This window comes from Thioalkalivibrio sp. ALJ21, from assembly GCF_000378605.1.
Lineage (GTDB): Bacteria > Pseudomonadota > Gammaproteobacteria > Ectothiorhodospirales > Ectothiorhodospiraceae > Thioalkalivibrio.
Genome location: NZ_KB905156.1, coordinates 497,304 through 520,689, shown reverse-complemented (window position 1 = coordinate 520,689; position 23,386 = coordinate 497,304). Strand labels below are relative to the sequence as shown.

29 protein-coding genes are annotated in these 23,386 nt (G+C 65.5%); 19 read left to right on the top strand and 10 right to left on the bottom strand.

Going from position 1 to position 23,386, the window contains the following annotated elements:
- Positions 1-12: 12 nt before the first annotated feature.
- The 7 genes from F579_RS0108550 (at position 13) to F579_RS0108515 (ending at position 5,147) form a co-directional block, all read left to right on the top strand.
- Complete coding sequence (locus F579_RS0108550) at positions 13-285, top strand: BrnT family toxin (RefSeq protein ID WP_018878197.1); 273 nt, start codon at positions 13-15, stop codon at positions 283-285.
- Between the two features lie 25 nt (positions 286-310).
- Positions 311-520: a type II toxin-antitoxin system BrnA family antitoxin gene (gene brnA, locus F579_RS0108545; RefSeq protein ID WP_019023587.1), complete on the top strand. Its 210-nt coding sequence runs from the start codon at positions 311-313 to the stop codon at positions 518-520.
- A gap of 204 nt (positions 521-724) precedes the next feature.
- Positions 725-1,198: a hydrogenase maturation protease gene (locus tag F579_RS0108540; RefSeq protein WP_019023588.1), complete on the top strand. Its 474-nt coding sequence runs from the start codon at positions 725-727 to the stop codon at positions 1,196-1,198.
- 596 nt (positions 1,199-1,794) lie between these two features.
- Entirely contained in the window at positions 1,795-2,847 is a 1,053-nt protein-coding gene (locus tag F579_RS0108530) for a hypothetical protein (RefSeq protein ID WP_019023590.1), read from the top strand.
- A gap of 97 nt (positions 2,848-2,944) precedes the next feature.
- Positions 2,945-3,559 (top strand): hypothetical protein, encoded by a 615-nt coding sequence (locus F579_RS0108525; protein ID WP_019023591.1) that lies wholly within the window; start codon positions 2,945-2,947, stop codon positions 3,557-3,559.
- Positions 3,556-4,515 (top strand): hypothetical protein, encoded by a 960-nt coding sequence (locus F579_RS0108520; protein ID WP_019023592.1) that lies wholly within the window; start codon positions 3,556-3,558, stop codon positions 4,513-4,515. Before F579_RS0108525 ends, F579_RS0108520 begins: the two co-directional genes overlap by 4 nt.
- Positions 4,512-5,147 carry a hypothetical protein gene (locus tag F579_RS0108515; RefSeq protein ID WP_019023593.1) on the top strand — a complete coding sequence of 212 codons (636 nt, stop codon included), beginning with the start codon at positions 4,512-4,514 and terminating at the stop codon, positions 5,145-5,147. Before F579_RS0108520 ends, F579_RS0108515 begins: the two co-directional genes overlap by 4 nt.
- A gap of 439 nt (positions 5,148-5,586) precedes the next feature.
- Here the strand turns inward: F579_RS0108515 and hslU are convergent, their stop codons facing one another.
- From hslU to F579_RS15075, 8 genes are all read right to left on the bottom strand, one after another.
- Positions 5,587-6,921 carry an ATP-dependent protease ATPase subunit HslU gene (hslU, locus tag F579_RS0108505; RefSeq protein ID WP_019023594.1) on the bottom strand — a complete coding sequence of 445 codons (1,335 nt, stop codon included), beginning with the start codon at positions 6,919-6,921 and terminating at the stop codon, positions 5,587-5,589.
- A 45-nt stretch (positions 6,922-6,966) separates the two neighbouring features.
- A complete protein-coding gene (gene hslV, locus F579_RS0108500) occupies positions 6,967-7,509 on the bottom strand; it encodes an ATP-dependent protease subunit HslV (RefSeq protein WP_018139854.1) in 543 nt (180 codons plus the stop codon).
- 180 nt (positions 7,510-7,689) lie between these two features.
- Positions 7,690-8,643, bottom strand: a complete 954-nt coding sequence (xerC, locus tag F579_RS0108495; protein WP_019023595.1) for a tyrosine recombinase XerC — start codon at positions 8,641-8,643, stop codon at positions 7,690-7,692.
- Positions 8,615-9,352, bottom strand: a complete 738-nt coding sequence (locus F579_RS0108490; protein ID WP_019023596.1) for a DUF484 family protein — start codon at positions 9,350-9,352, stop codon at positions 8,615-8,617. Before F579_RS0108490 ends, xerC begins: the two co-directional genes overlap by 29 nt.
- Positions 9,349-10,185, bottom strand: coding sequence for a diaminopimelate epimerase (gene dapF, locus F579_RS0108485; protein WP_019023597.1), 837 nt, complete (start codon positions 10,183-10,185; stop codon positions 9,349-9,351). Before dapF ends, F579_RS0108490 begins: the two co-directional genes overlap by 4 nt.
- Complete coding sequence (locus F579_RS0108480; protein ID WP_019023598.1) at positions 10,185-10,859, bottom strand: trans-aconitate 2-methyltransferase; 675 nt, start codon at positions 10,857-10,859, stop codon at positions 10,185-10,187. The genes dapF and F579_RS0108480 overlap by 1 nt, the downstream gene beginning before the upstream one ends.
- The gene (gene lysA / locus F579_RS0108475) at positions 10,856-12,160 is read right to left on the bottom strand and encodes a diaminopimelate decarboxylase (RefSeq protein WP_019023599.1); all 1,305 of its coding nucleotides are present in this window, start codon (positions 12,158-12,160) and stop codon (positions 10,856-10,858) included. The genes F579_RS0108480 and lysA overlap by 4 nt, the downstream gene beginning before the upstream one ends.
- Positions 12,161-12,298 carry a lipoprotein gene (locus F579_RS15075; RefSeq protein WP_017926463.1) on the bottom strand — a complete coding sequence of 46 codons (138 nt, stop codon included), beginning with the start codon at positions 12,296-12,298 and terminating at the stop codon, positions 12,161-12,163.
- 312 nt (positions 12,299-12,610) lie between these two features.
- Between F579_RS15075 and soxY the strand changes: the two genes are divergently transcribed.
- The 12 genes from soxY to F579_RS0108410 all read left to right on the top strand — a co-directional run bounded on the left by soxY (position 12,611) and on the right by F579_RS0108410 (position 21,122).
- Positions 12,611-13,084 carry a thiosulfate oxidation carrier protein SoxY gene (soxY, locus tag F579_RS0108465; RefSeq protein WP_019023600.1) on the top strand — a complete coding sequence of 158 codons (474 nt, stop codon included), beginning with the start codon at positions 12,611-12,613 and terminating at the stop codon, positions 13,082-13,084.
- Positions 13,085-13,130: 46 nt separating this feature from the next.
- Positions 13,131-13,415 carry a thiosulfate oxidation carrier complex protein SoxZ gene (soxZ, locus tag F579_RS14660; RefSeq protein WP_038029714.1) on the top strand — a complete coding sequence of 95 codons (285 nt, stop codon included), beginning with the start codon at positions 13,131-13,133 and terminating at the stop codon, positions 13,413-13,415.
- Positions 13,416-13,565: 150 nt separating this feature from the next.
- Positions 13,566-14,159 (top strand): imidazoleglycerol-phosphate dehydratase HisB, encoded by a 594-nt coding sequence (gene hisB, locus F579_RS0108455; RefSeq protein WP_019023602.1) that lies wholly within the window; start codon positions 13,566-13,568, stop codon positions 14,157-14,159.
- A gap of 28 nt (positions 14,160-14,187) precedes the next feature.
- Complete coding sequence (gene hisH, locus F579_RS0108450; RefSeq protein WP_019023603.1) at positions 14,188-14,844, top strand: imidazole glycerol phosphate synthase subunit HisH; 657 nt, start codon at positions 14,188-14,190, stop codon at positions 14,842-14,844.
- Between the two features lie 10 nt (positions 14,845-14,854).
- Positions 14,855-15,586, top strand: coding sequence for a 1-(5-phosphoribosyl)-5-[(5-phosphoribosylamino)methylideneamino]imidazole-4-carboxamide isomerase (hisA, locus tag F579_RS0108445; RefSeq protein WP_019023604.1), 732 nt, complete (start codon positions 14,855-14,857; stop codon positions 15,584-15,586).
- Between the two features lies 1 nt (position 15,587).
- Entirely contained in the window at positions 15,588-16,379 is a 792-nt protein-coding gene (gene hisF, locus F579_RS0108440) for an imidazole glycerol phosphate synthase subunit HisF (RefSeq protein ID WP_019023605.1), read from the top strand.
- On the top strand, positions 16,379-16,756 hold the full coding sequence (locus F579_RS0108435; protein WP_019023606.1) for a phosphoribosyl-ATP diphosphatase: 378 nt from the start codon (positions 16,379-16,381) through the stop codon (positions 16,754-16,756). Before hisF ends, F579_RS0108435 begins: the two co-directional genes overlap by 1 nt.
- A 73-nt stretch (positions 16,757-16,829) precedes the next feature.
- Positions 16,830-17,132 (top strand): twin-arginine translocase TatA/TatE family subunit, encoded by a 303-nt coding sequence (gene tatA, locus F579_RS0108430; protein ID WP_019023607.1) that lies wholly within the window; start codon positions 16,830-16,832, stop codon positions 17,130-17,132.
- A 44-nt stretch (positions 17,133-17,176) separates the two neighbouring features.
- Entirely contained in the window at positions 17,177-17,881 is a 705-nt protein-coding gene (gene tatB / locus F579_RS0108425) for a Sec-independent protein translocase protein TatB (RefSeq protein WP_019023608.1), read from the top strand.
- Positions 17,878-19,068 carry a twin-arginine translocase subunit TatC gene (tatC, locus tag F579_RS0108420; protein WP_019023609.1) on the top strand — a complete coding sequence of 397 codons (1,191 nt, stop codon included), beginning with the start codon at positions 17,878-17,880 and terminating at the stop codon, positions 19,066-19,068. Before tatB ends, tatC begins: the two co-directional genes overlap by 4 nt.
- Positions 19,069-19,206: 138 nt before the next feature.
- Positions 19,207-20,757 (top strand): 2,3-bisphosphoglycerate-independent phosphoglycerate mutase, encoded by a 1,551-nt coding sequence (gene gpmI / locus F579_RS0108415; RefSeq protein ID WP_019023610.1) that lies wholly within the window; start codon positions 19,207-19,209, stop codon positions 20,755-20,757.
- An 8-nt stretch (positions 20,758-20,765) separates the two neighbouring features.
- Positions 20,766-21,122 (top strand): cupin domain-containing protein, encoded by a 357-nt coding sequence (locus F579_RS0108410; protein WP_019023611.1) that lies wholly within the window; start codon positions 20,766-20,768, stop codon positions 21,120-21,122.
- 16 nt (positions 21,123-21,138) lie between these two features.
- Here F579_RS0108410 and F579_RS0108405 read toward each other — a convergent pair whose 3' ends face one another.
- Together F579_RS0108405 and F579_RS0108400 are read right to left on the bottom strand one after the other, a co-directional pair.
- A complete protein-coding gene (locus F579_RS0108405; protein ID WP_019023612.1) occupies positions 21,139-22,827 on the bottom strand; it encodes a serine/threonine-protein kinase in 1,689 nt (562 codons plus the stop codon).
- A gap of 14 nt (positions 22,828-22,841) precedes the next feature.
- Positions 22,842-23,375: an FHA domain-containing protein gene (locus tag F579_RS0108400; RefSeq protein ID WP_019023613.1), complete on the bottom strand. Its 534-nt coding sequence runs from the start codon at positions 23,373-23,375 to the stop codon at positions 22,842-22,844.
- Between the last annotated feature and the right edge of the window lie 11 nt (positions 23,376-23,386).

Here is a 23,386-nt window from a genome sequence, read left to right as displayed (position 1 = left end):
AATTTCTAAACCATGAAGTCATTCGAGTTCGACGAACGGAAGAGTCGATCGAATCTGGAGAAACACGGCATCGACTTCGTGACCGCCCAGGCCCTCTGGCGTGACCCCGATCTGCTGGAGATCCCCGGCCGTACGGAGGACGAACCCCGCTTTCTGGTGATCGGTCGCATTGAAAGAAGGCACTGGACCGCCGTTGTCACTCACCGAGAGGCCTGCGTTCGTATCATTTCCGTACGCAGGTCGCGCAAAGAAGAGGTTGCGCTGTATGAAAGCGAAGACATTTGACGGGCGCTTTGACAGCGGAGAAGAGATGACCGATGCCCTGGACCTGTCAAGGGCCAAACGCCCGCTGCGCAAACAACGGCGGGTAAACGTGGATTTCCCGGACTGGATGATCGAGTCCCTGGACCGAGAAGCCAGCCGATTGGGCGTCACCCGTCAATCCATCATCAAGATCTGGCTGGCGGAGCGGCTGGAAACGACCACTGCTGCCCGGGAAAGCGAGGGCGCGCCGCGTTAGTCACCGCCAGGTATCGACTGGGAGCGCCCCGTGGCACGACCATCCGGACAGAACCCTCAGGAAAAACGGCTGTTTCCGGCCTCCGAGACCGAAGATTGGCGATCGGATCTGAGCGACGAGCGCCGCGAAGAAATTGTCCAGGCGGCACGAAACACCCCCATAGCCCCGGAACGCCCGCAAAAGGCGTTGGCTACGCCTCCCGTCATGCCAATCACCGGCAAAGGGCCGTTGGTGATCGGCATTGGCAACCCCTGGCGCGGCGACGACGGCATCGGCCACGCCGTGGTGGACGCGCTGGCCGATACCCCGGGCCTCGCCACCGCGAAGAGCCACGGCGAACCCGCCGAACTCATGGAGTTATGGCAGGGCCACGACCCGGTCATCCTCGTCGATGCCATCGTCACCGGCGCCGCCCCCGGCACCCTCCATCGCCTGGATGCCCGCGAGCCCCTGCCGCGCGGCGCGCGCTACTCTTCCCACGGTATCGGCCTCGCCGAAGCCGTCGAACTTGCCCGCTCCCTGGGCGAGCTCCCGGGCACCCTCATCGTCCACGGCATCGAACCCGCGTGCCTCGAAGATGGCGCCAGGCTCTCACCCGAGATCTCAGCTGCCACTTTCCAGATGAGCCGGAACATCCTGAAGGAATTCAAAAGGCCCCGGCCTGACGCTTCTCGCTGACCCGAGCCCTATGGTGAAGGGCTCATCCCGGCCGGCCCGGATGCAGTTGATTTCGTTGGCGCACAGGTAGAGATACCAGGTTTGCTGGGCAAGAGGTTTCGGGTGTGTGAATACCGCCGGGGCCAGCAGCGCCAGATTCACACCCCGCTGGGGATCGCGCACGGATGGCGGTGTAGGCGTCCGGGTGGGTCCACTGGGCTCGATCCTGGTTTAGCGGCGGGCGGGTCAGGTCCAAGTGTCTCGGGGTGCGCTAGGCGACACCGAAGACCGTGAGCGATTCGTGGGCGTCAGGTAACGGAGTGCCCGGGGACGCCTCGAAAAAGAGTCGGCGCCAGTGGCTGAACTCGGCCAGGCCCGGGCGGGCCGCTTCGGCGTTCATTGACACGGGTTGAAAGCCCATTCAGCATTCGCAGCCTTACTCATGGAAAGGGATTGTCCATGACCTCGCCACGGATTGGCGCGTTCGCCGCACAGGCACACCTCTATCTCGCAGCCCTCATTGTCTTTCGTGCGCCCACTTGCGCGCGCGCCTGCCTTCAGCATGTGAATGTTTTGGGGCCGCGTTTCGGGTGCCTACCTCGGTCCAGGATTGCTCTGTGAGCGTCGCCGACCTGATGGGGTCAGTGCTCATCGCCCTGATTCCGATGGCGGTTGCCATTGTTGCGACCGTTGGGGTGCTGATTGCCGTGCGTCGTGCGTCGGCTGCCGTCAGGATCGGCTATGCCCTGCTCGTACTGGCCCTGCCGGTGGCCATGATGTTGGGGCTCATGCTTCTTCTGGAAGAGTATGCGCGCGAGGTGTCCACGGGACTGCCGTTGGCCCTGTTCGCGTTCATTGGCAGCCCGCTGATGGTCGTCTGGTGGTTTCGGCGGCGTCACCCAGTGCGGTTGGAGACGGGCGCGCCCGCCGACCCTACACCGCGCAGCTCCCGCCTTACGTTTCGCTACTGGCGGCTGGAGCTGGCTCTCGTAGCCCTGCTTGTGCTGGTCGTCCTCACGGAGAACCCGGTCTCGCGCATGCTCAATGACTATGCGGGCCGGATTCACCTGAAGGTCGCAACGGCGCACTTCGACTTGTCAGGCCACAAGTTCGATGTGCCGGTGCGGTTTTTCTACTTTGTCCATGAAGAGCTGGGCCACTGGCCGCGCCCCGGAGAGGGACGACATGAACCGGCGACCCTCCCGCTGAGCACTCTCCTGCCGGATCTGCGGCCTTATCATCACGAAGACCGGGATCGCTGGACCCGGGGTGACGACGCCCTCGGAGACCGGGTGGAAATCATGCTCTTGAATGAACCGCCTCCCGGGTTTATTGGCCCGATGGGGCGGCTTGCAAGGGAGAACCCGCAGGGCGGCCGGACATCCGATGATGGCCTCGTTATGTTCGAGACCGCTCCACAGGAGAGCGGCCCGAAGGGCCCGGGTTCGTCGTCATTTTTTGTCCCCGAGGACGCATCAAAGGACCTTGTAATCCGGTGTACCTCGCCAGGCGAGCAGCCCGCTTCTGAATGCATGGCCATGACCGCCTTTCGCGACGATCTCGCATTGACCTACCGCTTCAGCCTCGAGCACCTTCCGGGCTGGCAGCGGATAGATCGCGAGGTTCGACAGCTCCTGGATTCCCTTTCGGTCGAGGGTGACGCGTCATGAGGCCTTCCGCATGTTTTACCATCCCCCGTGATCGGCTATCCCGTTTCACTATCGACCCCGTCCTCGTGATCCGGGCGCAGAATCGGGGCGTGGACTCATGACACGTCAGGCGAAGCCGCCCAAGCCCTTTTTCAATTACCAAAAGCTCGGAGCCTTTGGCCTCGTGTTCTGGGTGCCTCTGGTTGTGACGGTCCTGGTTTCGCAGGTGGGTCTCGCAGGGAATGCAGGCATCGCTACGGCCGTTCGGTGGCTTTCTGACGGGGTTGCCGGCGGGCTTCCCATGATCGACACGATCGCTGAATCCCGTCGGGACACCGAGGGCATCCGGGCAGCCCTGGCGGCAGCCATCGCATTTCAGCCGTTTCTGTTCGTTTACCTGTTTTTCAAGATGTCCAGATCCGTACGCCCCGAGCGGCCTTCCGGCATGGCGCTTCTGAAGCTGATTGGATCGCTCACCTGGTTCTTTGCGTTTTTTGCGTTTGTCGTCTTCGCCCAGCTGTATGCCGTCCTGCCAGCGGCAGGGCCTGGTCCATCGGGTCGCATGACCGAAAACCTTGATCCTCTGTTCGAGATACCGGCGGTCGCGGCGACCTCCCTCTTTTTCGTGCTGTACTTATCCACGACGATGGCTTCCGCGTGGCTCTTTATGCTGGGAACCCTGGCGAGCGATTCGTTTTCGGCGAGCGGGAAGAACCGGGGACGGGGCGCATGAGTGGCGCCGGCCGGCTGGCCCTGATTGTGGTCGTCCTGGTGGCGATCTGGCTGGCGGGCTCCGCCCTGTGGTCGGGCCTCGCGCGGCCCTGGCTCTCCGAGTTGGGGGTGTTCGACGCCCTGCACGAAATCTATGGCGAACCGCCACGGCTCGAGATCCAGGAATTTTCGCCTCCGATCCGCAAGGCCAACATCAACGGCGTGCCGATTGCGATTCCCTCCAATTACCTTTCTCTGGTCGGCATCGAGTACAAGGATCAGAGCGCCTGGGCGCCACGAAGTCCGGATACACCGAAGCCCGATGAGCGCACCTTCGAGGACGATGCGCAGGCCTTCTCCCTATACGTTCGCTGGCCAGACATGGTCCCGAGAAGCCCGGAGACACAGTCCAGCTTCTGGACCAGGGATGACCCTGATGGCGACGTCTGGCTGTTAATCGGCGTGGTGGCGATTTCCGACTTTCGTCGCGATGGCCAGTTTTCGTATGAACTTCTCCGTGAGCGCGGTGATTGGGCCCCCGCCCTTCGAGGAGTCATGCAGAGATTCGACGAGGGTGAGCGCATCACTCATGAGTGGAATGATGAGAAGGGGCGTTACAAACATCTGAAAAACATTCGGTATGAAATGAGGGGGCGCGACCCCGAAACCGGGCTCCAGTGGGCGCAGCCTGTGGGTCCAGGGACAGATAAGCTCGAGTTATGGAACCAGACTCTTTATTGGAAGGGTGACGTCGACGGTGTTGTGACCGACTATTTCCAATGCCGGGCCGGGAGTACGGCGAATCCCGATTTTATTCATACATGCCGCTATAAGTTCACCATTCCTGAGTGGGGGGGCCGCGTAGCGTTTCGGTTTCCACGCGACAAGCTTGTCGCGTGGCGCGAAATGAAGGTGGCCGTGCGCGATCTCATTCTGGGCCTTGTGGACCCGGTGGAGAACGCAGAAGAGGGCCCGTGAGCATTCGTGAATCGCTCATCGAGCTGCTGACGAAATACCCCGGGCCGACAGAGGCCGAGGCCCGGCGTTGGCGGTACGCCCTGATGGCAATGGGTGCGTTCGCGCTTCTCGCCGAAGGGGTCCTCGTCTACATCCTTTATTACATGGACCCTGTAGCGCCTCCATTCTGGCTGGCCTCTCCGGCGGGCTGGCTATGGGAGCATGTTCCCGCCGCGCGTGGGTTCACGAACAGCTCCTTCGGCCTTCGCGCACAGATGCCGTACGTATTTGTGGTGTTTTTCGTCTTGGTGGTCGCTACTGCTGCGCTGGTAGCCTGCTGTAATCGCCGCGGATCGATCTTCGGCATGGCAGTCAATTTTCTTCAAGAGGGGATCTTTAGGCAGGGGGTTATCCTCGTCGCGGTGCCCATCGTGTACTACGCCGTTGCCTTTTTCGTCCTTTCTTCCGATCTGGAGGCGGTTTCGAGCCCGAGTGAGCGATCGTACCGGCATTACGGTTTGTTTTTCGAGACAGAGATGGGTGTTGCGACTGTCTGGGTGCCGCTGGCCTTGTTCTGCGGTTCCTTCATCGGGGTCCATCTCTCGATGATCGCCGAGATTCCAAGGCTTCTCAGGGCCGCCCGCGTTGGTTGACCTCGCTTGCTAGCGGATCCAGGAAGGTAATCGTCCATGTGCACCGTGGCTTGTTTTTCGCTATGGCTGTCTTTTCTTTTTGTCTGGGCGGCCCCTTTCAGCCTGATCATTCTTGGGTCCCGTAGACGCGCTGGCCTGGGGGCGCGGATGTCCTACGCAGGTCTGATCTTGCTGGCCCCGCTTGTGACGCCGTATATGGTCCGTGCCCTGTTTGTGTTTCGCCGGCCGGTTCATGCGTAACGAACCGCGCCTATTTCGGGGAGGGTTGAACATGCCGTGAAATGGGCGCTGAAGGCCGCCACCATTCTGCTGATGGTGTCGCCCTGTGGCCCCACGCCACGCGGGGAGTGGATGGAGGCGAGCCAAACTCGCCAGCGTCCCCGGCGTGAACTTGTTGGCCCTGCCGCTCGGGGTGGGGGACGGTCGGCAGGGCCGGGCTTTAGAGGATGTAGCGCGAGAGGTCTTCGTTTTCGACCAGGTCGCCGAGGCGTTCGTCGACGAACCTGCGGTCGACGATGACGGCGCCGTCGACGTCCGGGGCGCGGTAGGCGACGTCCTGCAGCAGGCGTTCGAGCACGGTGTGCAGGCGGCGCGCGCCGATGTTCTCGGTGCGCGCGTTCACGTCATGGGCGATCTCGGCGAGGCGGCGCACGCCGTCTTCCTCGAAGCGCAGTTCCACGCCTTCGGTCTTCATCAGCTCGGTGTACTGCTCGGTCAGCGAGGCAGTGGGTTCGGTCAGGATGCGCACGAAGGCGTCCACCGACAGCGGGCCCAGCTCGACGCGAATCGGGAGTCGGCCCTGCAGCTCCGGTACCAGGTCGGACGGCTTGGACAGGTGGAAGGCGCCGGAGGCGATGAACAGGATGTGGTCGGTGCGGACCATGCCCAGCTTGGTGGAGACGGTGGTGCCTTCGATTAGCGGCAGCAGGTCGCGCTGCACGCCCTCGCGCGAGACCTCGCCGCTACTGCCCTTCTCGCTGCCCTTGGCGACCTTGTCGATTTCGTCGAGAAAGACGATGCCGCTTTGTTCGACGCGGTCGATCGCCTGCAGCTTCAGCTCTTCTTCGTTGATCAGGCGCGCGGCCTCTTCCTCGATCAACAGCTTGCGGGCCTCGGCGATCTGCAGCCGGCGCGAGCGGGTCTTCTGGCCGCCGAGGTTCTGGAACATCGATTGCAGCTGGCTGGCCATCTCTTCCATGCCTGGCGGGGTCATGATCTCCACCCCGTGCGGGTTCTGCTGCACCTCGATGTCGATTTCGCGCTCGTCCAGGTCGCCCTCGCGCAGGCGCTTGCGCAGCTTTTGGCGGGTGTCGCTGTTGGAGTCGTCCTGCGCGGAGTCGGTGAAGCCGGCGTTGCGCGGGCGTGGGAGCAGGGCATCGAGGATGCGCTCCTCCGCCGCGTCTTCGGCCTTTACGCGATTTTCCTTGATGGCCTCGTCGCGCAGCTGCTTGACCGCGGCCTCGGCGAGATCGCGGATGATCGATTCGACATCGCGGCCGACATAGCCGACTTCGGTGAACTTGGTCGCCTCGATCTTGATGAACGGCGCGCGCGCGAGTTTGGCCAGACGCCGGGCGATCTCGGTCTTGCCGACGCCCGTCGGGCCGATCATCAGGATGTTCTTGGGGGTGACCTCCGGCTGCAACTCCGGGGGGAGCTGGCGGCGGCGCCAGCGGTTGCGCAGGGCGATGGCGACGGAGCGCTTGGCCTCGTCCTGGCCGATGATGTAGCGGTCCAGTTCCTGGACGATCTCGCGGGGGGTCATGTCGGTCATGGCAAAAGGGGCCTTGGTCGAATCGTTCGTGTGGGGCCGGGCGCGTTATTCCGCGTCCAGGCTCTCCAGCGTGAGGTTGTGATTGGTGTACACGCAGATGTCGGCGGCGATGTTCAGTGACTTCTCCACGATGTCGCGGGCCGACAGGTCGGTGTTCTGCAACAGGGCCTGGGCGGAGGCCTGGGCGTACGGACCGCCGGAGCCGATCGCGATCAGCGCGTTTTCCGGTTCGATCACGTCGCCGTTGCCGGAGATTACGAAGGAGTTCTCGCGGTCGGACACGGCCAGCAGGGCCTCCAGCCGGCGCAGGGCGCGGTCGGTGCGCCAGTCCTTGGCCAGCTCGACTGCGGAGCGGGTGAGGTTGCCGGAGTGTTTCTCCAGCATGCCCTCGAAGCGCTCGAACAGGGTGAAGGCATCGGCGGTGCCGCCGGCAAAGCCGGCCAGGATGCGGTCGTGGTAGACGCGGCGGACCTTGCGGGCGTTGCCCTTCATCACGGTGTTGCCAAGCGATACCTGGCCGTCGCCCCCGAGGGTGACGGCGCCGTCCTTGCGGACGCAGACGATGGTGGTGCCGCGAAACTGTTCCACGGGCGCTCTCCTTTGTGCTGCGGTCGGGGCCGGCCGCCTGTCTCGTTGCTCGGCGAAGCCGCCAGGGGCTGCTCGCAAGCGCTAGGGAGTCAGGCTGTGGCGACGCCCGAGGTTTTTGCGGTCCGGAAGCGGTTGGGTCCCGGTCGTTGCTGTTGGTTCCCCGCCCGGAGAAAGCTGGACTCAGCGTTTGCCTGGCGAACGGTCTCTCCGGGCACGCGGGTGGGCGGCATCATACACCTGTGCCAGGTGCTGATAGTCGAGATGGGTATAGATCTGGGTGGTTTCAAGGTTGGCGTGACCCAGAAGTTCCTGAATGGCTCGCAAATCGCCACTCGATTCCAGCAGATGACTGGCGAAGGCATGGCGCAACCGGTGCGGATGCAGGCGCACGTCCAGCCCGGCGCGCCGGCCGGCCTCGGCTACGCGGCGCTGGACTGCGCGGTTGCCGATGCGGGCGCCGCGGCGGGTCACGAACAGGGCGCGTTCGTCGGGTGCGGCCCAGTCGCCCCGGCGCTTGAGCCAGCTGCGGATCGCATCACGTGCCACCCGCCCCACCGGGACGCTGCGCTCGCGCCGGCCCTTGCCGAGTACCCGCACCAGCCCGGTATCGAGGTCGAGATCCGTCAGGTCCAGCCCGGTCAGCTCGGACAGGCGCAGCCCGGAGGAGTACAGCAGCTCCAGCATGGCCTGGTCGCGGGCGGCCAGGACCGGGTCGAGGTCCTCGGCCGGGGTCAGGGCCTGCTGGGTCTGGTCGACGTCGAGATCGCGCGGCAGGGCGCGCCCCGCGCGCGGTCCGCGCAGGCCGGCGGCGGGGTTGGCCGGCATGCGGCGGTGCTCGACCTGAAAGGCGAAGAAGCCGCGCGCGGCGGACAGAAAGCGCTGGATGGAGCGCGGGTGGCGGCCCTGGCGGGCGAGTTGCCCGGCGATGCGGCGCATGTCCGCGGCCCGGAGATCGGCCCATGGACCCGTGTGCAGGCTGCGCAGGCGGCCCAGGTCGCGCCGGTAGGCATTGACGGTATGCGGCGAATGGCCGCGAACATCGCTTAAATGCCCCAGAAAGGCCGCGATGTCCGCATCCTGTGGCGGGCTGGAGTCGGTCGCCGCCTCAGGCGGCGGCGTGCGTCCGCTCGACATGGCAGCGGATCGATTCGGCCAGCAGGTCGCCGATATGGGTAACGAAATAGATGCCCATGTCGGGCTGGAAACGGTCCGGGGAGTCGCTGGCCAGACCCAGTACCCCGATGCGGTCGGACTCGTCACCCAGTGGCATCAGGATCGCGGAGCCGATGCCGTCGGCCGAGTCGAACAGCACGTCCAGCATCTCGCCCGGCACACGGCCGCACTGGGCCTTGCCGCGCGCGAACAGCGGATCGAACGTACTCAGCTCGCCGGATTCCAGGGCGTGCAGGTCGTCCACCTCGCGGTCGGCCAGGCGGATGCTGACGCGCTCGGCACCCAGCTCGTTGCGCAGGGCGTCCTGGGTCAGTGCCAGCACGGCATCCAGGTTCTCGGCGCGCATCAGGGTCTTGGCCAGTTCGTGCAGGTGCTGGCCCATCCGCTCGTTGTCGCGGGCGCGTTCGACCAGCTCGCCCATGTGCTGCTCCATCGCGCGGTGCTTTTCGCGCAGCAGGGCGACCTGGCGCTCCATCAGTGACACCGCCCCGCCGGCCGGGTGCGGCAGGCGCAGGATGTCCAGCAGCGGCAGGTGGTCCTGGAAGAAATCCGGGTGATCGCGCAGATAGGCCTCGACGTCGGCCGCGCTGATCGTTTGGTTGTTCTTGTCGTCCGTCGCCTGCGGCTTGGGGGTCTTTGCAGCAGAGGCGTTGGAGGATTGCCCAGTCATAGATCGATCCAGCCGTTGAAAACCGTGGTGGCCGGTCCGGTTAGCCAAACCGGGGCCTCGGCCTGTGCGTTCCAGCTTAGCACAAGGGTACCGCCCGGCAGCGAGACTTCAACCTCGTCGTCGACGAGGTTGCGTCGGCGCAGAATGGCCATCGCGGCGGCCGCGCCGCTGCCACAGGCCAGCGTCTCGCCGACTCCGCGTTCGAATACCCGGAGGTCCACATGCGTGCGGTCGCGCAGTGCGGCAAAGCCGACATTCACGCGGCGCGGGAAGCACTCGTGCCGTTCGATCAGCGGCCCGACCTCGGCCACGGGCGCGCTCGCGACATCGTCGACCAGCAGCACCGCATGCGGATTGCCCATGGACACCGCGCCCAGCGTGAGCGCATGGCCCTGCACGTCCAGGGTGTAGGCATCGGCCTCGTGTTCGGCGACCAGCGGGATCTGTTCGGGCGTGAACACCGGCCGGCCCATGTTGACCCGCACACGCTCGTCGTCCTCGACATGCAGCACGATGCGTCCGCCCAGGGTCTCGACCGGGATCTCGCGGGCCTCGGTCAGGCCTTGTTCACGCACGAAGCGGGCGAAGCAGCGCGCACCGTTGCCGCACTGCTCCACCTCGGAGCCATCGGCGTTGAAGATGCGGTAGCGGAACAGGGCCTGCGCCGGATCGCCCGGGGGCTCCACCAGCAGGATCTGGTCGCAGCCGATGCCGAAGTGGCGATCCGCCAGGTGACGCAGCATCGCCTCGTCGAGCCGGACGGTCTGGCGCGTGCCGTCGATGACGACGAAGTCGTTGCCCAGTCCGTGCATCTTGGTGAATTCCAGGCGCATCAGGTGGCCTCCGGCAGGTGTCCGAAGATGATCATGTGACGGTCCGAGGTGGGGCGGACGGTGAAGCCGTCGAGTCCTGCGTCGGCCAGCTGCGCGCGCACCTCGTCGGGCGTGAAGGCCGCGTGCAGGGAGTGTTCGAAGTCGCGGCGCAGCACGTCCGGGTCGTTGGCTGCGTACTCCGCGACCAGGGCTTTGACCGCTGTCTCCGAGTTGGGTCGCCGCAGGTCCATGACGAACACGGCTGCGCCGGACCCGCCATCGCGCCGGATGGCCTGCCACAGCACGGTCGGGTCATGCAGGTGATGCAGCAGGGAATTGCTGATGATCGTGGCATACGGGGCGCGCGGGCCGCGCGCCGCGGGCAGGCAGCCCTCGGCCAGGTGTACGCGCGGGGCGGCCGGGTGGTCGGCCATCAGCACGTCACCGGCGGCCAGCATCGTGGGCGCGCCGTCGAGCCCGTCAACCTCGCAGGCCGGGTGGCGCGCGGCGAAGCGCAGCGAGACATCGCCCGGCCCGCAGCCGAGATCGAGCACGGGGCCGCTGACCGGGCCCGGGAAGGCCTCGGCGAAGGCGTCCACGAAGCCTTCGTGCGGGATGGCGAAGTCGGCCTCGGCATAGGCGCGGGCCTGTGCAGGCTCCAGCATCAGCTCCGGTTCGGGGCGGCGCGGGATCACGGGTCCACGCTCCCGGGTGGATCGTCATCGTCCGGGTCCGTGTCTTCTGGGTCTTGGGGCAGCATGCTCTCGCGCATCATCAGGTGATCGACCTGCTCGCGGCGGTTGATGATCTGGAAGTGGTCGCCGTCGACCATGATCTCCGGCGGGCGCGGACGCGAGTTGTAGTTGCCGGCCATTACATAGCCGTAGGCCCCGGCCGAGCGCACGGCGAGTACGTCGCCCGCGGCCAGCGCCAGCTCGCGCTCGCGGCCGAGGAAATCGCCGGTCTCGCAGACCGGGCCGACGATGTCGTAGGTGCGGGGCTCGGTGTCCTTGCGCCGCACGACCGGGATGATCTCCTGCCAGGCGCCGTACAGGGCCGGGCGCAGCAGGTCGTTCATCGCCCCGTCGACGATCGCGAAGTCGTGGGCCTCGGTGTGCTTGAGGTACTCCACCCGGGTCAGGAACACGCCGGCGTTGGCCGCGATCGCGCGGCCCGGCTCCAGCAGCACCTTCAGCGGGCGCTCGCCCATCACCTCGCGCAGGGCGCTGGCCCAGGCGTCCGGCTCCGGCGGCGTCTCGTCGCGGTAGCGCACGCCGAGCCCGCCGCCGACATCGATATGTTCGAGTTTGATGCCGTCCGCGGCCAGCTGGTCGATCAGCGTCAGCACGCGTTTCAGGGCATCGGTGAACGGGTCGATCCGGGTCAGCTGCGAGCCGATGTGGAAATCGACGCCGATGGCCTCCAGGTGCTGGCTGTCACGCACCCGGGCATACAGTGCCGGCGCCTCCTCGATGGCGACGCCGAACTTGTTCTCGCGCAGCCCGGTGGCGATATAGGGATGGGTCTCGGCGTCGACGTCCGGGTTCACGCGGATCGAGACCGGCGCGGTCACGCCCATCTCGGCCGCAACGGACTCCAGCCGCTCCAGCTCCGGGGCGGATTCGACGTTGAAGCAATGGATGCCGACCTTCAGTGCCCGGCGCATCTCGGCCGCGGTCTTGCCGACGCCCGAGAACACGACCTTCGCCGGGTCGCCACCGGCGCGCAGCACGCGCTCCAGCTCGCCGCCGGAGACGATGTCGAAGCCGGCTCCCAGGCGCGCGAGCACGTTCAGCACTCCCAGCGCGGAGTTCGCTTTTACCGCGAAGCAGACCTGATGCGGCGTGCCGATCAGGGCCTCGCTGAAGGCGCGGTAGTGACGTTCCAGCGTGGCGCGCGAATACACGTAGGCGGGCGTACCCACCAGCTGGGCGAGGTGGTCCAGCGCCACGCCTTCGGCATGCAGCGTGTCACCGTGGTAGTCGAAGTAATCCATTCAGCGGCGCTCCTCGGCGGGGTCGTCGTCATCGGGCAGGTAGAGGTCGCCCTTCTGCCCGCAGGAGGCGAGCATCTGCATCGTGCCGAGCACGACCACGACCGCAATCAGGAGCCACTGGGCCTTGCATGAGCGCATGTTCGTTCCGGGGTGTCGTTGCAATGAAGGGCGATAGTGTGCCATTGATACGGCGCTGGCTTCAGGTTCATCCGCTGTCATTCACCCGATTTTGGACCCTTGGTGATTCGTTCATCATCGATTCAGCGAACTTTGGGAGGATGAACCTGCCAGACCAGCAGAAGACCACTGAAGCTGGTCAGCGATGGAGCCCGACCCCAAGGAATAGATCCCCTGGGGTCGCCGTCCAAAGCAACAGGCGTAAACGTGGGCAACCGCGAAAACGCCGCCGGATAACCCGGAACTGACCCAAAAAGATGAGAGGAGATCTCCATGATTAGCACCAAGCGTCGTGTCTTCCTGAAAGGCACTCTCGCCGCCGGCACCGTCGGCGTGGCCGTTGGGGCTGGCCTGCTGGCTCCGAGCAAGCTGCTGGCCGCCTGGCCGTCGGATGTGTTCGAGGCCCAGGGTCTGGACGCCGCGATGGAAGCCGCGCTCGGCTCCACCGACATCCCGGACAGCGACGACATCGATCTGAGCGCCCCGGAAATCGCCGAAAACGGCGCCGTGGTCCCGGTTTCGATCGAAACCAGCCTGGACGACGTCACCGAAATCGCCCTGTTCGCCGAGGAGAACGACTTCTCCGCGACCGCCCATTACGTCCTGGCCTCCGGCACCAAGCCGAAAGTGTCCAGCCGTATCCGTCTGGGTGAGTCCTCGAACGTCGTGGCCGCCGTGAAGTCCGGCGATAGCTGGTACAAGACGGTCCGCGAAGTGAAGGTCACGGTCGGTGGCTGCGGCGGTTAAGCCGCGCGTCCCTATCGCTGATCGAACCCTATTGGAGGAATAAGATATGTCTATTCGAGTTCGCGCCCAGGAAAGCAACGGCGTTGTTAACGTCCGCGCTCTGATGAGCCACGACATGCTGGTCCCGGATGATGACGGTGGCCCGCACTTCATTGAAACCGTGGAAATCAAGCGTAACGGCGAAGACGCCATTACCGCCCACTGGAACTTCACCGTCTCTCGTAACCCGTTCCTGCAGGTCGAGTTCGACGGTTCCGCCGGCGACACCGTGTCCGTCTCCTGGACGGACAACAAGGGCGAATCCGATTCGACCGAAGTCGAAGTCGGCTAAGGAAGCCTCGCTTCCTGACGTCCAGCCGGGGCCTTCGGGCCCCGGCTTTTTTTTGCCAATTACATGACAGACGAATGCCTCGATCCGGTGTGCGTACCGGGCCGTGGCCAGCCTTGCTACACTGGGCCTTTGTCGTCTTGAATCGGAATCATGACTGAACGTACCGCTAGCGTCCGCCGCGACACCCTCGAGACCCAGATCACCGTCGAGCTCAACCTTGATGGCAAGGGCACAAGCCAGCTGGAAACCGGTGTCCCGTTCCTCGATCACATGCTCGACCAGGTGGCCCGCCACGGCATGGTCGATCTCTCGGTGCGCGCGCAGGGCGACCTGCACATCGATGCGCATCACACCGTCGAGGATGTCGGCATCACGTTCGGGCAGGCACTGGCCAAGGCCCTCGGGGACAAGAAGGGCATCCGCCGCTACGGTCATGCCTACGTCCCGCTGGACGAGGCCCTGGCGCGGGTAGTGATCGACTTTTCCGGGCGCCCGGGGCTGGAGATGCACGCGGACTTTCGGCGTTCGCACATCGGCGAGTTCGATGTGGATCTCTTTCACGAGTTCTTCCAGGGGCTGGTCAACCACGCCTGGATGACCCTGCACATCGATAGCCTTCGCGGAGACAACGCGCACCACGTGGCCGAGACCATCTTCAAGGCCTTTGGGCGCGCGCTGCGCATGGCGGCCGAGGCCGACCCGCGCGCGGAGGGGATCACCCCGTCGACCAAGGGCAGCCTGTAACGCGAATCACGGAAGGGATTTCCCGGCCATGGAAACAGTTGCCGTCATTGACTACGGCATGGGTAACCTGCACTCGGTGGTTCGCGCGCTCGAACACGAGTCCGGTGCCGATCAGCGCATCCTGCTGACGGACGACCCCGACACTCTGCGTGAGGCGGATCGCCTGGTCTTCCCGGGGCAGGGGGCGGCCGGCGATGCGATGCGGGCGCTGGCCTCGCGCGGGCTCGATTGCCTGCTGCCCGAGCTGGCTGCGGATCGGCCCTTCCTTGGCCTGTGCCTGGGGCAGCAGATCCTGATGCAGCACAGCGAGGAGAGCGGCGGGGTCGATCTTCTGGGCATACTGCCGGGGCGGGTCGCACGTTTCCCGGAACGCGAAGGCCCGGACGGCCGGCGCCTGAAAATCCCGCACATGGGATGGAACCGGGTCCTGCCGACGGGCGACCACCCCCTGTGGCACGGCCTGCCCGAGACGCCGTGGTTCTATTTTGTACACAGCTATCGCGTGTTGCCGGAGAACGAGGCGGATATCGCCGGGCGCACCGATTATGGCGAGACCTTTGCCTCGGCACTGGCGCGTGGCTCGCTGTTCACCATGCAGTGCCACCCGGAGAAGAGCGCCGCCTGCGGGCTGCGCCTGTTGCACAACTTTCTGCGCTGGGACGGTGAGGGTCCCGGGGCTGCGTGAGGAGTCGAAGATGCTGGTCATTCCTGCAATCGATCTGAAGGAAGGCAAATGCGTGCGCCTGCGCCAGGGCAAGATGGAGGATTCCACCGTGTTCGGCGAAGACCCGGTGGAGATGGCGAGGCGCTGGGTGGATGCCGGGGCAGAGCGCCTGCACATCGTCGACCTGGATGGCGCCTTCGCGGGCCATCCGCGCAATGCCGAGGCCGTGCATGCGATCGCCGAGGCCTTCCCCGACCTGCCGATCCAGATCGGCGGCGGAATCCGCGACGAGGACACCGTGCAGGCCTATCTGGACGCCGGGGTGGAGTTCGTGATCATCGGCACCCGGGCGGTGAGCGCGCCGCACTTCGTCAATGACCTGTGCCTGGAGTTTCCCGGGCGCATTATCGTCGGGCTGGACGCGAAGGACGGCAAACTGGCGGTGGATGGCTGGTCGAAGCTGTCGCACCACGATGTGATTGATCTGGCCCAGCATTTCGAGGCCGATGGTGTGGTGGCCTTCGTCTATACCGATATCGCCCGCGACGGGATGATGAAGGGCCCCAATGTCGAGGCCACCGCCCGCCTGGCCAGCAACGTGCGCGTGCCGGTGATCGCCTCTGGCGGGATCAGCTCGCTGGATGACCTGCGCCAGCTCGCCGAGAACGAGGAAGAGGGCATCACGGGGGCCATCGTCGGACGCGCGCTGTACGAGGGCGCGTTCACGCTCGAAGAGGCGCGCAAGGCGGCGTCCGGGGGCTGAGATGCTGGCCAAGCGCATCATCCCCTGCCTGGATGTCGATGCCGGCCGCGTCGTCAAGGGCGTGAACTTTGTCGGCATCCGCGATGCCGGCGACCCGGTGGAGATCGCGCGGCGCTACAACGCGCAGGGCGCGGACGAGATCACCTTCCTCGATATCACGGCCTCCAGTGACGACCGCGACACCATCCTGCATGTGGTCGAGGAGGTGGCGCGCGAGGTTTTTATCCCGCTAACCGTGGGTGGCGGCGTGCGTGCGGTGGAGGACATCCGCCGCCTGCTGAACGCCGGAGCCGACAAGGTCTCGATCAATACCGCCGCCGTGCATCGTCCGGAGCTGGTGCGCGAGGCGGCCGACTGGGTCGGCAGCCAGTGCATCGTGGTGGCGATCGACGCCAAGCGCGTCAGCGCGGACGGCGAGCCCCCTCGCTGGGAGGTGTTCACCCACGGTGGGCGTCGCGAGACCGGTCTCGAGGTGATTGAGTGGGCGCGGAGGATGGAGTCCCTCGGGGCCGGCGAGATCCTGCTGACCAGCATGGATCGAGATGGCACCCGGATCGGGTTCGATCTGGAGCTGACCCGGGCGGTCAGCGATGCGGTGGGTATCCCGGTCATTGCCTCCGGTGGCGTGGGCGAGTTGCAGCACCTGGTCGAGGGTGTGACCGAAGGCCATGCCGATGCAGTGCTGGCGGCCAGCATCTTCCATTTCGGTCAGCACACGGTGGGCGAGGCCAAGGACGCGATGGCCGCGGCGGGTGTGCCCGTGCGGCCGAACGATGCCGGGGTGGCCGCCTGATGGCCGGGCGTGTGTCCGATACCCCGGCGGGTGCCGAGCTCCTGAGCGCGCTGGCCGAAGTGATCGAACAGCGGCGCCAGGCCGACCCGGAGCAGTCCTATGTGGCGAAGCTGCATGCCCGGGGGCTCGACGAGATGCTGAAGAAGCTCGGCGAGGAGTCGGCGGAGACCATCATCGCCGGCAAGAACGATGACAGCGACGCGCTGGTGTCGGAGATGGCGGACCTGTGGTTTCATAGCCTAATCGTCCTGGTGGCCCGTGGCCGTCACCCCGACGATGTCCTCGATGAGCTGGCGCGGCGGTTCGGGTTGTCCGGCATCGAGGAAAAGGCCGCGCGCGGGCGCAGCGGCCAGCGCTCCGATAAAAACGATAAATAAAACGCTGCGTATTGATTATGGGCCTGGCGCCGTTCAGGCTTATCCCAAAGTTGAATGATCTTGGAGAGAGTCCATGGGTATTGGTGGCATCAGCATCTGGCAACTTCTTATTATCCTGCTCATCGTCGTGCTGCTTTTCGGCACGAAGAAGCTGCGCAACATGGGTGGCGACGTCGGCTCCGCGCTGAAGAACTTCCGTCAGGCGGTCAAGGATCCGGACGGCGAGAACAAGCAGGGTGAAAACGCGGAAGGCCAGGATGGCGAGACCCCCGAAGTCGAGGACCAGACCGGCGACAAGGGGCGTGTGGTCGACGGCGAGGTAAAGAAGAACTCGGAGCAGGAAACCGAGACCTCGCAGTCGGACAAGAAATCCTGATCCGCGCCCCGCGCGGGAGCACCGGACTCGGGCGGCGCTAGCGCATGTTCGACATCGGTTTCTGGGAGATCATCATCATCGTGCTGGTCGCGCTCCTGGTCGTCGGACCGGAGCGGCTGCCCGGCCTTGCGCGCGAGATCGGGCGCTGGGTGGGCAAGACCCGGCGTTTCGTGCACAGCGTGCGCTCGGACTTCGAGCAGGAGCTGCAGACCGAAGAGCTGCGCAAGATGCTCCAGAGTCAGGAGCGCGAGATTCGTCAGCTCAAGGGCACGATGGAGGAGACCGAGAAGGATCTCCGCGAGGACCTCGAGGAAACCGAAAAGGATCTGCGCGAGGATATCGAGGGGAAGCCCTCCTCCCGCAAGGGCCTGACGCGGGACCACCTGAAGGCCCTCGGCGACAAGCGCGCTGCGACGGATAAAAAGGCGAAGAAACCGGCCGTGCGTGAGCGCCGCACGGCGGATGCGGACGACACCCAGGGCGAGGGCGATCCCGAGCAGGCTGAAGTGCGCCGGGTGCCGACCCGCTCGGGTATAGACGGCAACCTGATGACCGACGACCCGGCGCTGGAAGCCGAACGCAAGGCACGCGCCGGAGAGGCGGACCGACCCAGCCGCAAGAAGCCGGCCGTGCGCCCGCGTCGGACCGCGAAGTCGGATACCCCCGAGTCCGCGGACCGCCCGGATGCCGACCAGGATCAGGCAAGCGACCCCACTCACGACGACCAGGCCCCCGACAAGCACTCATGAGCAAGACCAAGCCGGAGGTCGAACCGAGTCCGGAGGCCACCGAAACCCTGCTCACGCACTTGATCGAGCTGCGTGATCGTGTCCTCAGGATGTTCATCGCCATTCTGGTGGTGTTCCTGGTGCTGTTCCCGTTCGCCAACCCGATCTACACGTGGCTGGCGGATCCGCTGATGCAGCACCTGCCGGAAGGCACCAGCATGATCGCGATCGACGTCGCCGCGCCGTTCCTGATCCCGTTCAAGTTGGTCCTGCTGCTGGCCGTGGTGATCAGCATCCCGTACCTGCTCTATCAGGTCTGGTCGTTTGTTGCGCCGGGTCTTTACAGCCACGAAAAGAACATGGCCCTGCCGCTGGTGGCCTCGTCCACCATCCTGTTCTACCTCGGGATGGCCTTCGCGTATTTCGTGGTTTTTCCGCTGATCTTTGCCTTCTTCACCGCGACCGCCCCGGAGGGGGTGTCGGTGATGACCGACATCTCGCGCTATCTCTCGTTCGTCATCATGCTGTTCATCGCGTTCGGCATCGCATTCGAGGTGCCGGTGGCGACGATCCTGCTGGTCTCGCTGGGGGCGACCACACCCGACAAGCTGGCCAAGAAGCGCCCCTACGTGATCGTGGGGGTGTTCCTCATCGGCATGGTGCTCACGCCGCCGGATATCATCTCGCAGACGTTGCTGGCCTTGCCGATGTGGCTGCTGTTCGAGATCGGGCTGATCCTCTCGCGCATCATGGAACGCAAGAAGGCCGAGAAGCGTAGCGCGCAGGGTGGCGATGAGGCCGATGACCTGAGCGATGACTCCGGCGATGGTCCCGATGACCCGAGCGGTGGGCCCGGCGGTGGCGGCAAGGGTGCGTCTGGCGCCTCTAGCCGCAAGGCCGCAGCCGCCACGGCCACGGGCGGTGCGGCCACCTCCAGCACCACCGCTCGGGAGACCCCGGCCTCGGCGCGCGCGGGCTACACCCCGATGACCGATGAGGAGATGGATGCCGAGCTCGATCGCATCGAGGCGGAACAGGCCGAGCTCCAGCGCCAGAAAGAGGCACGCAAGTCCTCCGAATCGCAGACGGACGAAACACCAGACGCCGATTCGGCGCAGGACGACACGCCGCAGGAACCCGCCCGTGACGATGCCCGGGGCGATGGGGGACCCTCGCAGGAAGACTATGACGAGGGGCGTTTCCGCTAGGAGATCATTGATCAATTTCCCCGGGAGACGCTCACTGTTTCACACGCCAGCGTCTCCTGGATCACCGCGGCATCCATCTGCGCATTGGAACTTGCTAAAATGCCCGGATAACCCATTGACCCAGGTAATGAACCCGCGATGGCCGACCCGCGTCCGACCCCCCGCCGCCCTGTCCTGCTGATCGTTATGGATGGGGTTGGCGTAAACCCCTCCAAGGTGAACAACGCCTACGCCGAGGCCAACACCCCGCGCCTTGACGAGTATCTGTCCACCCATGCCCATACCACCCTGGATGCCTGTGGCCGTGCCGTAGGCCTGCCGGATGGTCAGATGGGCAACTCCGAGGTGGGCCACCTGACCCTGGGTGCCGGGACTGTGATCAACCAGGATCTGGTGCGCATCGACGACTCCATCGCCGATGGCAGCTTTTACGAGAACGATGCCCTGGTCAGTGCCGCCCGCGCGGCCGCCAACAACGACCTGCCGCTGCACTTGATCGGCCTGGTCTCCGATGGCGGCGTGCATTCGCATATTCGCCACCTGCGCGCGCTGGTCGAGATTTGCCAGCGCGAAGGCGCCAGGCCGATGGTGCACATGATCACCGATGGTCGCGACACGGCCCCGCGTTCCGCGCTCAACTACCTCGACCCGCTGGAAGAGGAGCTGGCCAGCGCCGGTGGTGCCATTGCCACGGTATGCGGTCGTTATTACGCCATGGATCGGGACAAGCGCTGGAGTCGCACCGAAAAGGCCTTCCGCGCGATCGCCTACGCCGAGGGCGAGCCCGCGGCCTCGGCGCGCGAGGCCATCGAGGCCGCCTATGCCGCTGGAGAGGACGACGAGTTCATCAACCCCCGCATCATCAACGGCGGTGCCCCGCTCGGGCAGGATGCGGTCTGTGTGCTGTTCAACTTCCGCAACGACCGGCCGCGCCAGTTGACGGCCGCGCTGGGCCTGGACGACTTCGACGGCTTTGACCGTGGCGACTTCCGCCCGGTGGCCGAGACCTGCCTGACCGAGTACGACCCGCGGTTCCTGTCGCCGATCGCCTTCCCGCCCGAACGCCCCTCGACCACCCTGGGGAGCACGATCGCCTCCGCCGGTATCCCGCAGTTCCACTGCGCGGAGACCGAGAAATACGCCCACGTCACCTTCTTCTTCAACGGCGGGAAGGAAGAGCCCTACGCCGGAGAGCAGCGCGTGATGGTGCCCTCGCCGCCGGTAGACACCTACGATGAGCAGCCGGAGATGAGCGCGGTCGAGGTGGCTGACGAGACCATCAAGGCTATGGAAGGGGGACGCTATGGGTTCATCCTGGTGAACTTTGCCAATGGCGACATGGTGGGCCACACAGCCAAGCGCGAGGCCCTGATCCAGGCCGTCGAGGTGCTGGATCGCGAGGTCGGACGCGTGCTGGACGCGGCGAAGGATGCGGGTTACTCCGTGATCGTGACGGCCGACCACGGCAACTGCGACGAGTACATCGACCCGGTGACCGGCGACCCGCACACCCAGCACACGATCTACCCGGTGATGTGCATGATTACCGACTCGCAGCGCTGGCGCCTGCGTACCGGGGGCGGTCTGGCCGATGTGGCCCCGACAGTGCTGGAATTGATGGGGGTACCCAAGCCCGCCGCCATGGGTGGCTGCAGCCTGTTGCTCGAGGAAGTCCCCGAGCCGGCATGAGGCCGATCATGTATACGCGCTACGACGACATCCCGGCCTATGACACCAAGGACGGCTCCGAAATCCGCGAGCTGATGCACCCGGATACCCATGGCAATGCGGCCCAGAGCCTCGCCGAGGCAGTGGTTGCGCCGGGTGCGACCACGCACCTGCATCGCCATGCGCAGACCGAGGAGCTCTACCACATCACCCGCGGACGCGGAGAGATGCGGCTCGGGGAGGAGATCTTCGAGGTGACGGTCGGGGATACCGTCTGCATCCATCCCGGTACCCCGCACAACATCCGCAACACCGGGGCCGAGCCACTGCATATCCTGTGCAGTTGCGCGCCACCCTATTCGCACGACGACACCGAGCTCTTGTAGCCGGGACCCGGCTTGCTCAAGCGGGGGGTGTCCGTTCCGGGCGGTCTGCCTCCCTCTCTTCTTCCAGTATCAGCGTCCGCTCGCTGTCGGATTCCGCTTGCGGGGCTTGCCGTTGGGGTGTCGGGCGCTGCTTCATGCGCGCCTCCAGCGAGTCCGCCATCGCGTTGTAGGCGGCATATACCCGTTCGAAATCATCGCGTCGCCGGGCGCGGATGCGCGTGTCCAGCCGGCCCTGACCGATCTGATCAAGGGCCCCGCGCAGGGTGTCCAGCGGGGCCTGCAAGCGGCGTGCGAGTACGTAGGCGCCCAGCGAAACGGCAAGCAGCGTCACCAGCGCGAGCAGCGTCAGGGCCAGCAATGTGGTCTGGTTGGCGGCCCGCAGCGAGCGCGTCGAGAGCCCCACCTGCAGCCGCCCGATCTCGATCTCCTGAAAGCGCACGGGCGCCTCGAACAGGAACATCTCGCGCCCGTCCGGGTCCTCCAGGGACCAGATCGCCTGCCCCCCGCGGCGGGTCAGCAGGTGCTCCTCCGAGGGCGATTCAAATGGGCTGCCAAGCGATGCGCGATCGCTGCTCGCCACCACGCGCCCCTGGTGGTCAGCCACGCTCAGCAGGGCAATCTCGCGATTGTCCTGCATGTCCTGCAGCCGCCCCTGTACGGCGATGGTGTCTTCCAGTAGCAGGTCCTCCGCGCTCTCCACCGAGATGATCTGCGCCAGCGTGGACCCGTAGTCGAAGGCCAGGTCCGTGATCACCTCGTTCTGTTTTTTCTGTACCAGGGCACCGGCGGCTGCCAGCGTGATGGCAACGGTCCCCACGAGGATTGCCGGCCAGCGCCACCGCAGCGGAATGATCCGCCGTCCGGCGCCGGCTCGCTCGCGCTCCATGCGCTCTTCGTCGAGCCGTTGCAGCTCTACCAGCAGCTCACCGGCTGACTGGTAGCGCTGGTCCGGTTGTTTCTCCAGCAGCCGTACGACCAAGTCGATCAGCTCTGGAGGGCAATCCTGGACGATCGGACGCAAGGGCGGCGGAGGGTCGCGCACCACGCGGGTCAGCAGCCCCTCGACCTCGTGCCCGCGAAAGGGTGTCGAACCGGTGAGCAGTTCATACAGGACGACCCCGACCGAGTAGAGGTCAGCGCGGGCGTCGGTGGGCAGCCCGCGAATCTGTTCCGGAGCCATGTAGTGGGGCGAGCCGGCTACGTAGCCATCCGAGTCGGCCCGCCAGGCGGGGTCATTCAGGGTCTGGGCAATACCGAAGTCCATCACCTTGATGTTCACCGTGGCGCTGGTGACGATGATGTTCTCCGGCTTGATATCGCGATGCACCACGCCATTGCGGTGGGCGTAATCCAGCGCCTCGGTCAGCTGGATCGCGATCTTCAGGACGTTGCGCAACAGGAGAGGGCGGAACTGCTCGGCGAAGGCGGCGAGCGTAATCCCGTCCAGCAGTTCCATTGCGATGAACGGGCGGTCCCCGGATTCGCCGACATCGAAGATCGTCACGATTCCCGGGTGGGTCAGCGTGCCGGCTGCGCGCGCCTCGGCCAGAAACCGTCGGCGGTACTCGGGCCGGCGTGCGTAGTCATCCTGCAGGCACTTGATCGCAAGCTCGCGGCGGATCTCCGGGTCGAAGCCGCGATAGATCACGGCCATGGCCCCGCGACCGATCTCCTCGCCTACGCCATAGCGACCGATCCGCTGCACGCCGGACGGCTCGTTCAGGTACTTTCGAGCAGGATGCGCGCGACTGCCGCGAGCACCAGGATCGCGACTGCCACCCCGATCCAGCGCCAGGAGGAACGCCGCACGCCACCGGCGGGCAGCACCTCCGAGCCGTCATCCCGGCGCCGGAAGATGAACTCCGCGCGCCCGAAGCGGACATGGTCGCCGTCATTCAGCGTGGCCTCGTGTACCTTGCGCTCGTTCACCCAGGTGCCGTTCGTCGAGAGCAGGTTGACCACGCGACAGACTCCGCCGTCGTTGACCAGCCAGGCGTGTTGCGACGAGACACTGCCTTCCTGCAACACGATGTCATTGTCGCCTTGTCGGCCGACGGACTGCTTGCCAGGCTTGAGGGTCAGGCGTTGCTGGCGGAACGGTTCGACGACGCCCACCAGGACGGGGTGTCCACCGGGGGGCGTCTGCGACTGCTCTGCGGTGGCTTCCGTTTCCGGCAAAGTCGCGCCCTGGAACAGCATGGTCCCCTGCGGGCCACTACGCTCGCGTTCACTGTCTCGTCCCTGATCGCTCATGCGGCCTCCAT

What these genes read in the sequence shown, in the direction of transcription:
- F579_RS15075 (WP_017926463.1), bottom strand. Translation starts at nt 12,298, where the DNA reads ATGCGCTCATGCAAGGCCCAGTGGCTCCTGATTGCGGTCGTGGTCGTG.
- soxY (WP_019023600.1), top strand. Translation starts at nt 12,611, where the DNA reads ATGATTAGCACCAAGCGTCGTGTCTTCCTGAAAGGCACTCTCGCCGCC.
- F579_RS0108400 (WP_019023613.1), bottom strand. Translation starts at nt 23,375, where the DNA reads ATGAGCGATCAGGGACGAGACAGTGAACGCGAGCGTAGTGGCCCGCAG.
- F579_RS0108435 (WP_019023606.1), top strand. Translation starts at nt 16,379, where the DNA reads ATGGCCGGGCGTGTGTCCGATACCCCGGCGGGTGCCGAGCTCCTGAGC.
- F579_RS0108410 (WP_019023611.1), top strand. Translation starts at nt 20,766, where the DNA reads ATGTATACGCGCTACGACGACATCCCGGCCTATGACACCAAGGACGGC.
- hisA (WP_019023604.1), top strand. Translation starts at nt 14,855, where the DNA reads ATGCTGGTCATTCCTGCAATCGATCTGAAGGAAGGCAAATGCGTGCGC.
- tatC (WP_019023609.1), top strand. Translation starts at nt 17,878, where the DNA reads ATGAGCAAGACCAAGCCGGAGGTCGAACCGAGTCCGGAGGCCACCGAA.
- tatB (WP_019023608.1), top strand. Translation starts at nt 17,177, where the DNA reads ATGTTCGACATCGGTTTCTGGGAGATCATCATCATCGTGCTGGTCGCG.
- brnA (WP_019023587.1), top strand. Translation starts at nt 311, where the DNA reads ATGACCGATGCCCTGGACCTGTCAAGGGCCAAACGCCCGCTGCGCAAA.
- xerC (WP_019023595.1), bottom strand. Translation starts at nt 8,643, where the DNA reads ATGTCGAGCGGACGCACGCCGCCGCCTGAGGCGGCGACCGACTCCAGC.
- gpmI (WP_019023610.1), top strand. Translation starts at nt 19,207, where the DNA reads ATGGCCGACCCGCGTCCGACCCCCCGCCGCCCTGTCCTGCTGATCGTT.
- F579_RS0108525 (WP_019023591.1), top strand. Translation starts at nt 2,945, where the DNA reads ATGACACGTCAGGCGAAGCCGCCCAAGCCCTTTTTCAATTACCAAAAG.
- hslU (WP_019023594.1), bottom strand. Translation starts at nt 6,921, where the DNA reads ATGACCGACATGACCCCCCGCGAGATCGTCCAGGAACTGGACCGCTAC.
- lysA (WP_019023599.1), bottom strand. Translation starts at nt 12,160, where the DNA reads ATGGATTACTTCGACTACCACGGTGACACGCTGCATGCCGAAGGCGTG.
- tatA (WP_019023607.1), top strand. Translation starts at nt 16,830, where the DNA reads ATGGGTATTGGTGGCATCAGCATCTGGCAACTTCTTATTATCCTGCTC.
- dapF (WP_019023597.1), bottom strand. Translation starts at nt 10,185, where the DNA reads ATGCGCCTGGAATTCACCAAGATGCACGGACTGGGCAACGACTTCGTC.
- F579_RS0108550 (WP_018878197.1), top strand. Translation starts at nt 13, where the DNA reads ATGAAGTCATTCGAGTTCGACGAACGGAAGAGTCGATCGAATCTGGAG.
- F579_RS0108520 (WP_019023592.1), top strand. Translation starts at nt 3,556, where the DNA reads ATGAGTGGCGCCGGCCGGCTGGCCCTGATTGTGGTCGTCCTGGTGGCG.
- F579_RS0108490 (WP_019023596.1), bottom strand. Translation starts at nt 9,352, where the DNA reads ATGACTGGGCAATCCTCCAACGCCTCTGCTGCAAAGACCCCCAAGCCG.
- hisH (WP_019023603.1), top strand. Translation starts at nt 14,188, where the DNA reads ATGGAAACAGTTGCCGTCATTGACTACGGCATGGGTAACCTGCACTCG.
- soxZ (WP_038029714.1), top strand. Translation starts at nt 13,131, where the DNA reads ATGTCTATTCGAGTTCGCGCCCAGGAAAGCAACGGCGTTGTTAACGTC.
- hisB (WP_019023602.1), top strand. Translation starts at nt 13,566, where the DNA reads ATGACTGAACGTACCGCTAGCGTCCGCCGCGACACCCTCGAGACCCAG.
- hisF (WP_019023605.1), top strand. Translation starts at nt 15,588, where the DNA reads ATGCTGGCCAAGCGCATCATCCCCTGCCTGGATGTCGATGCCGGCCGC.
- F579_RS0108540 (WP_019023588.1), top strand. Translation starts at nt 725, where the DNA reads ATGCCAATCACCGGCAAAGGGCCGTTGGTGATCGGCATTGGCAACCCC.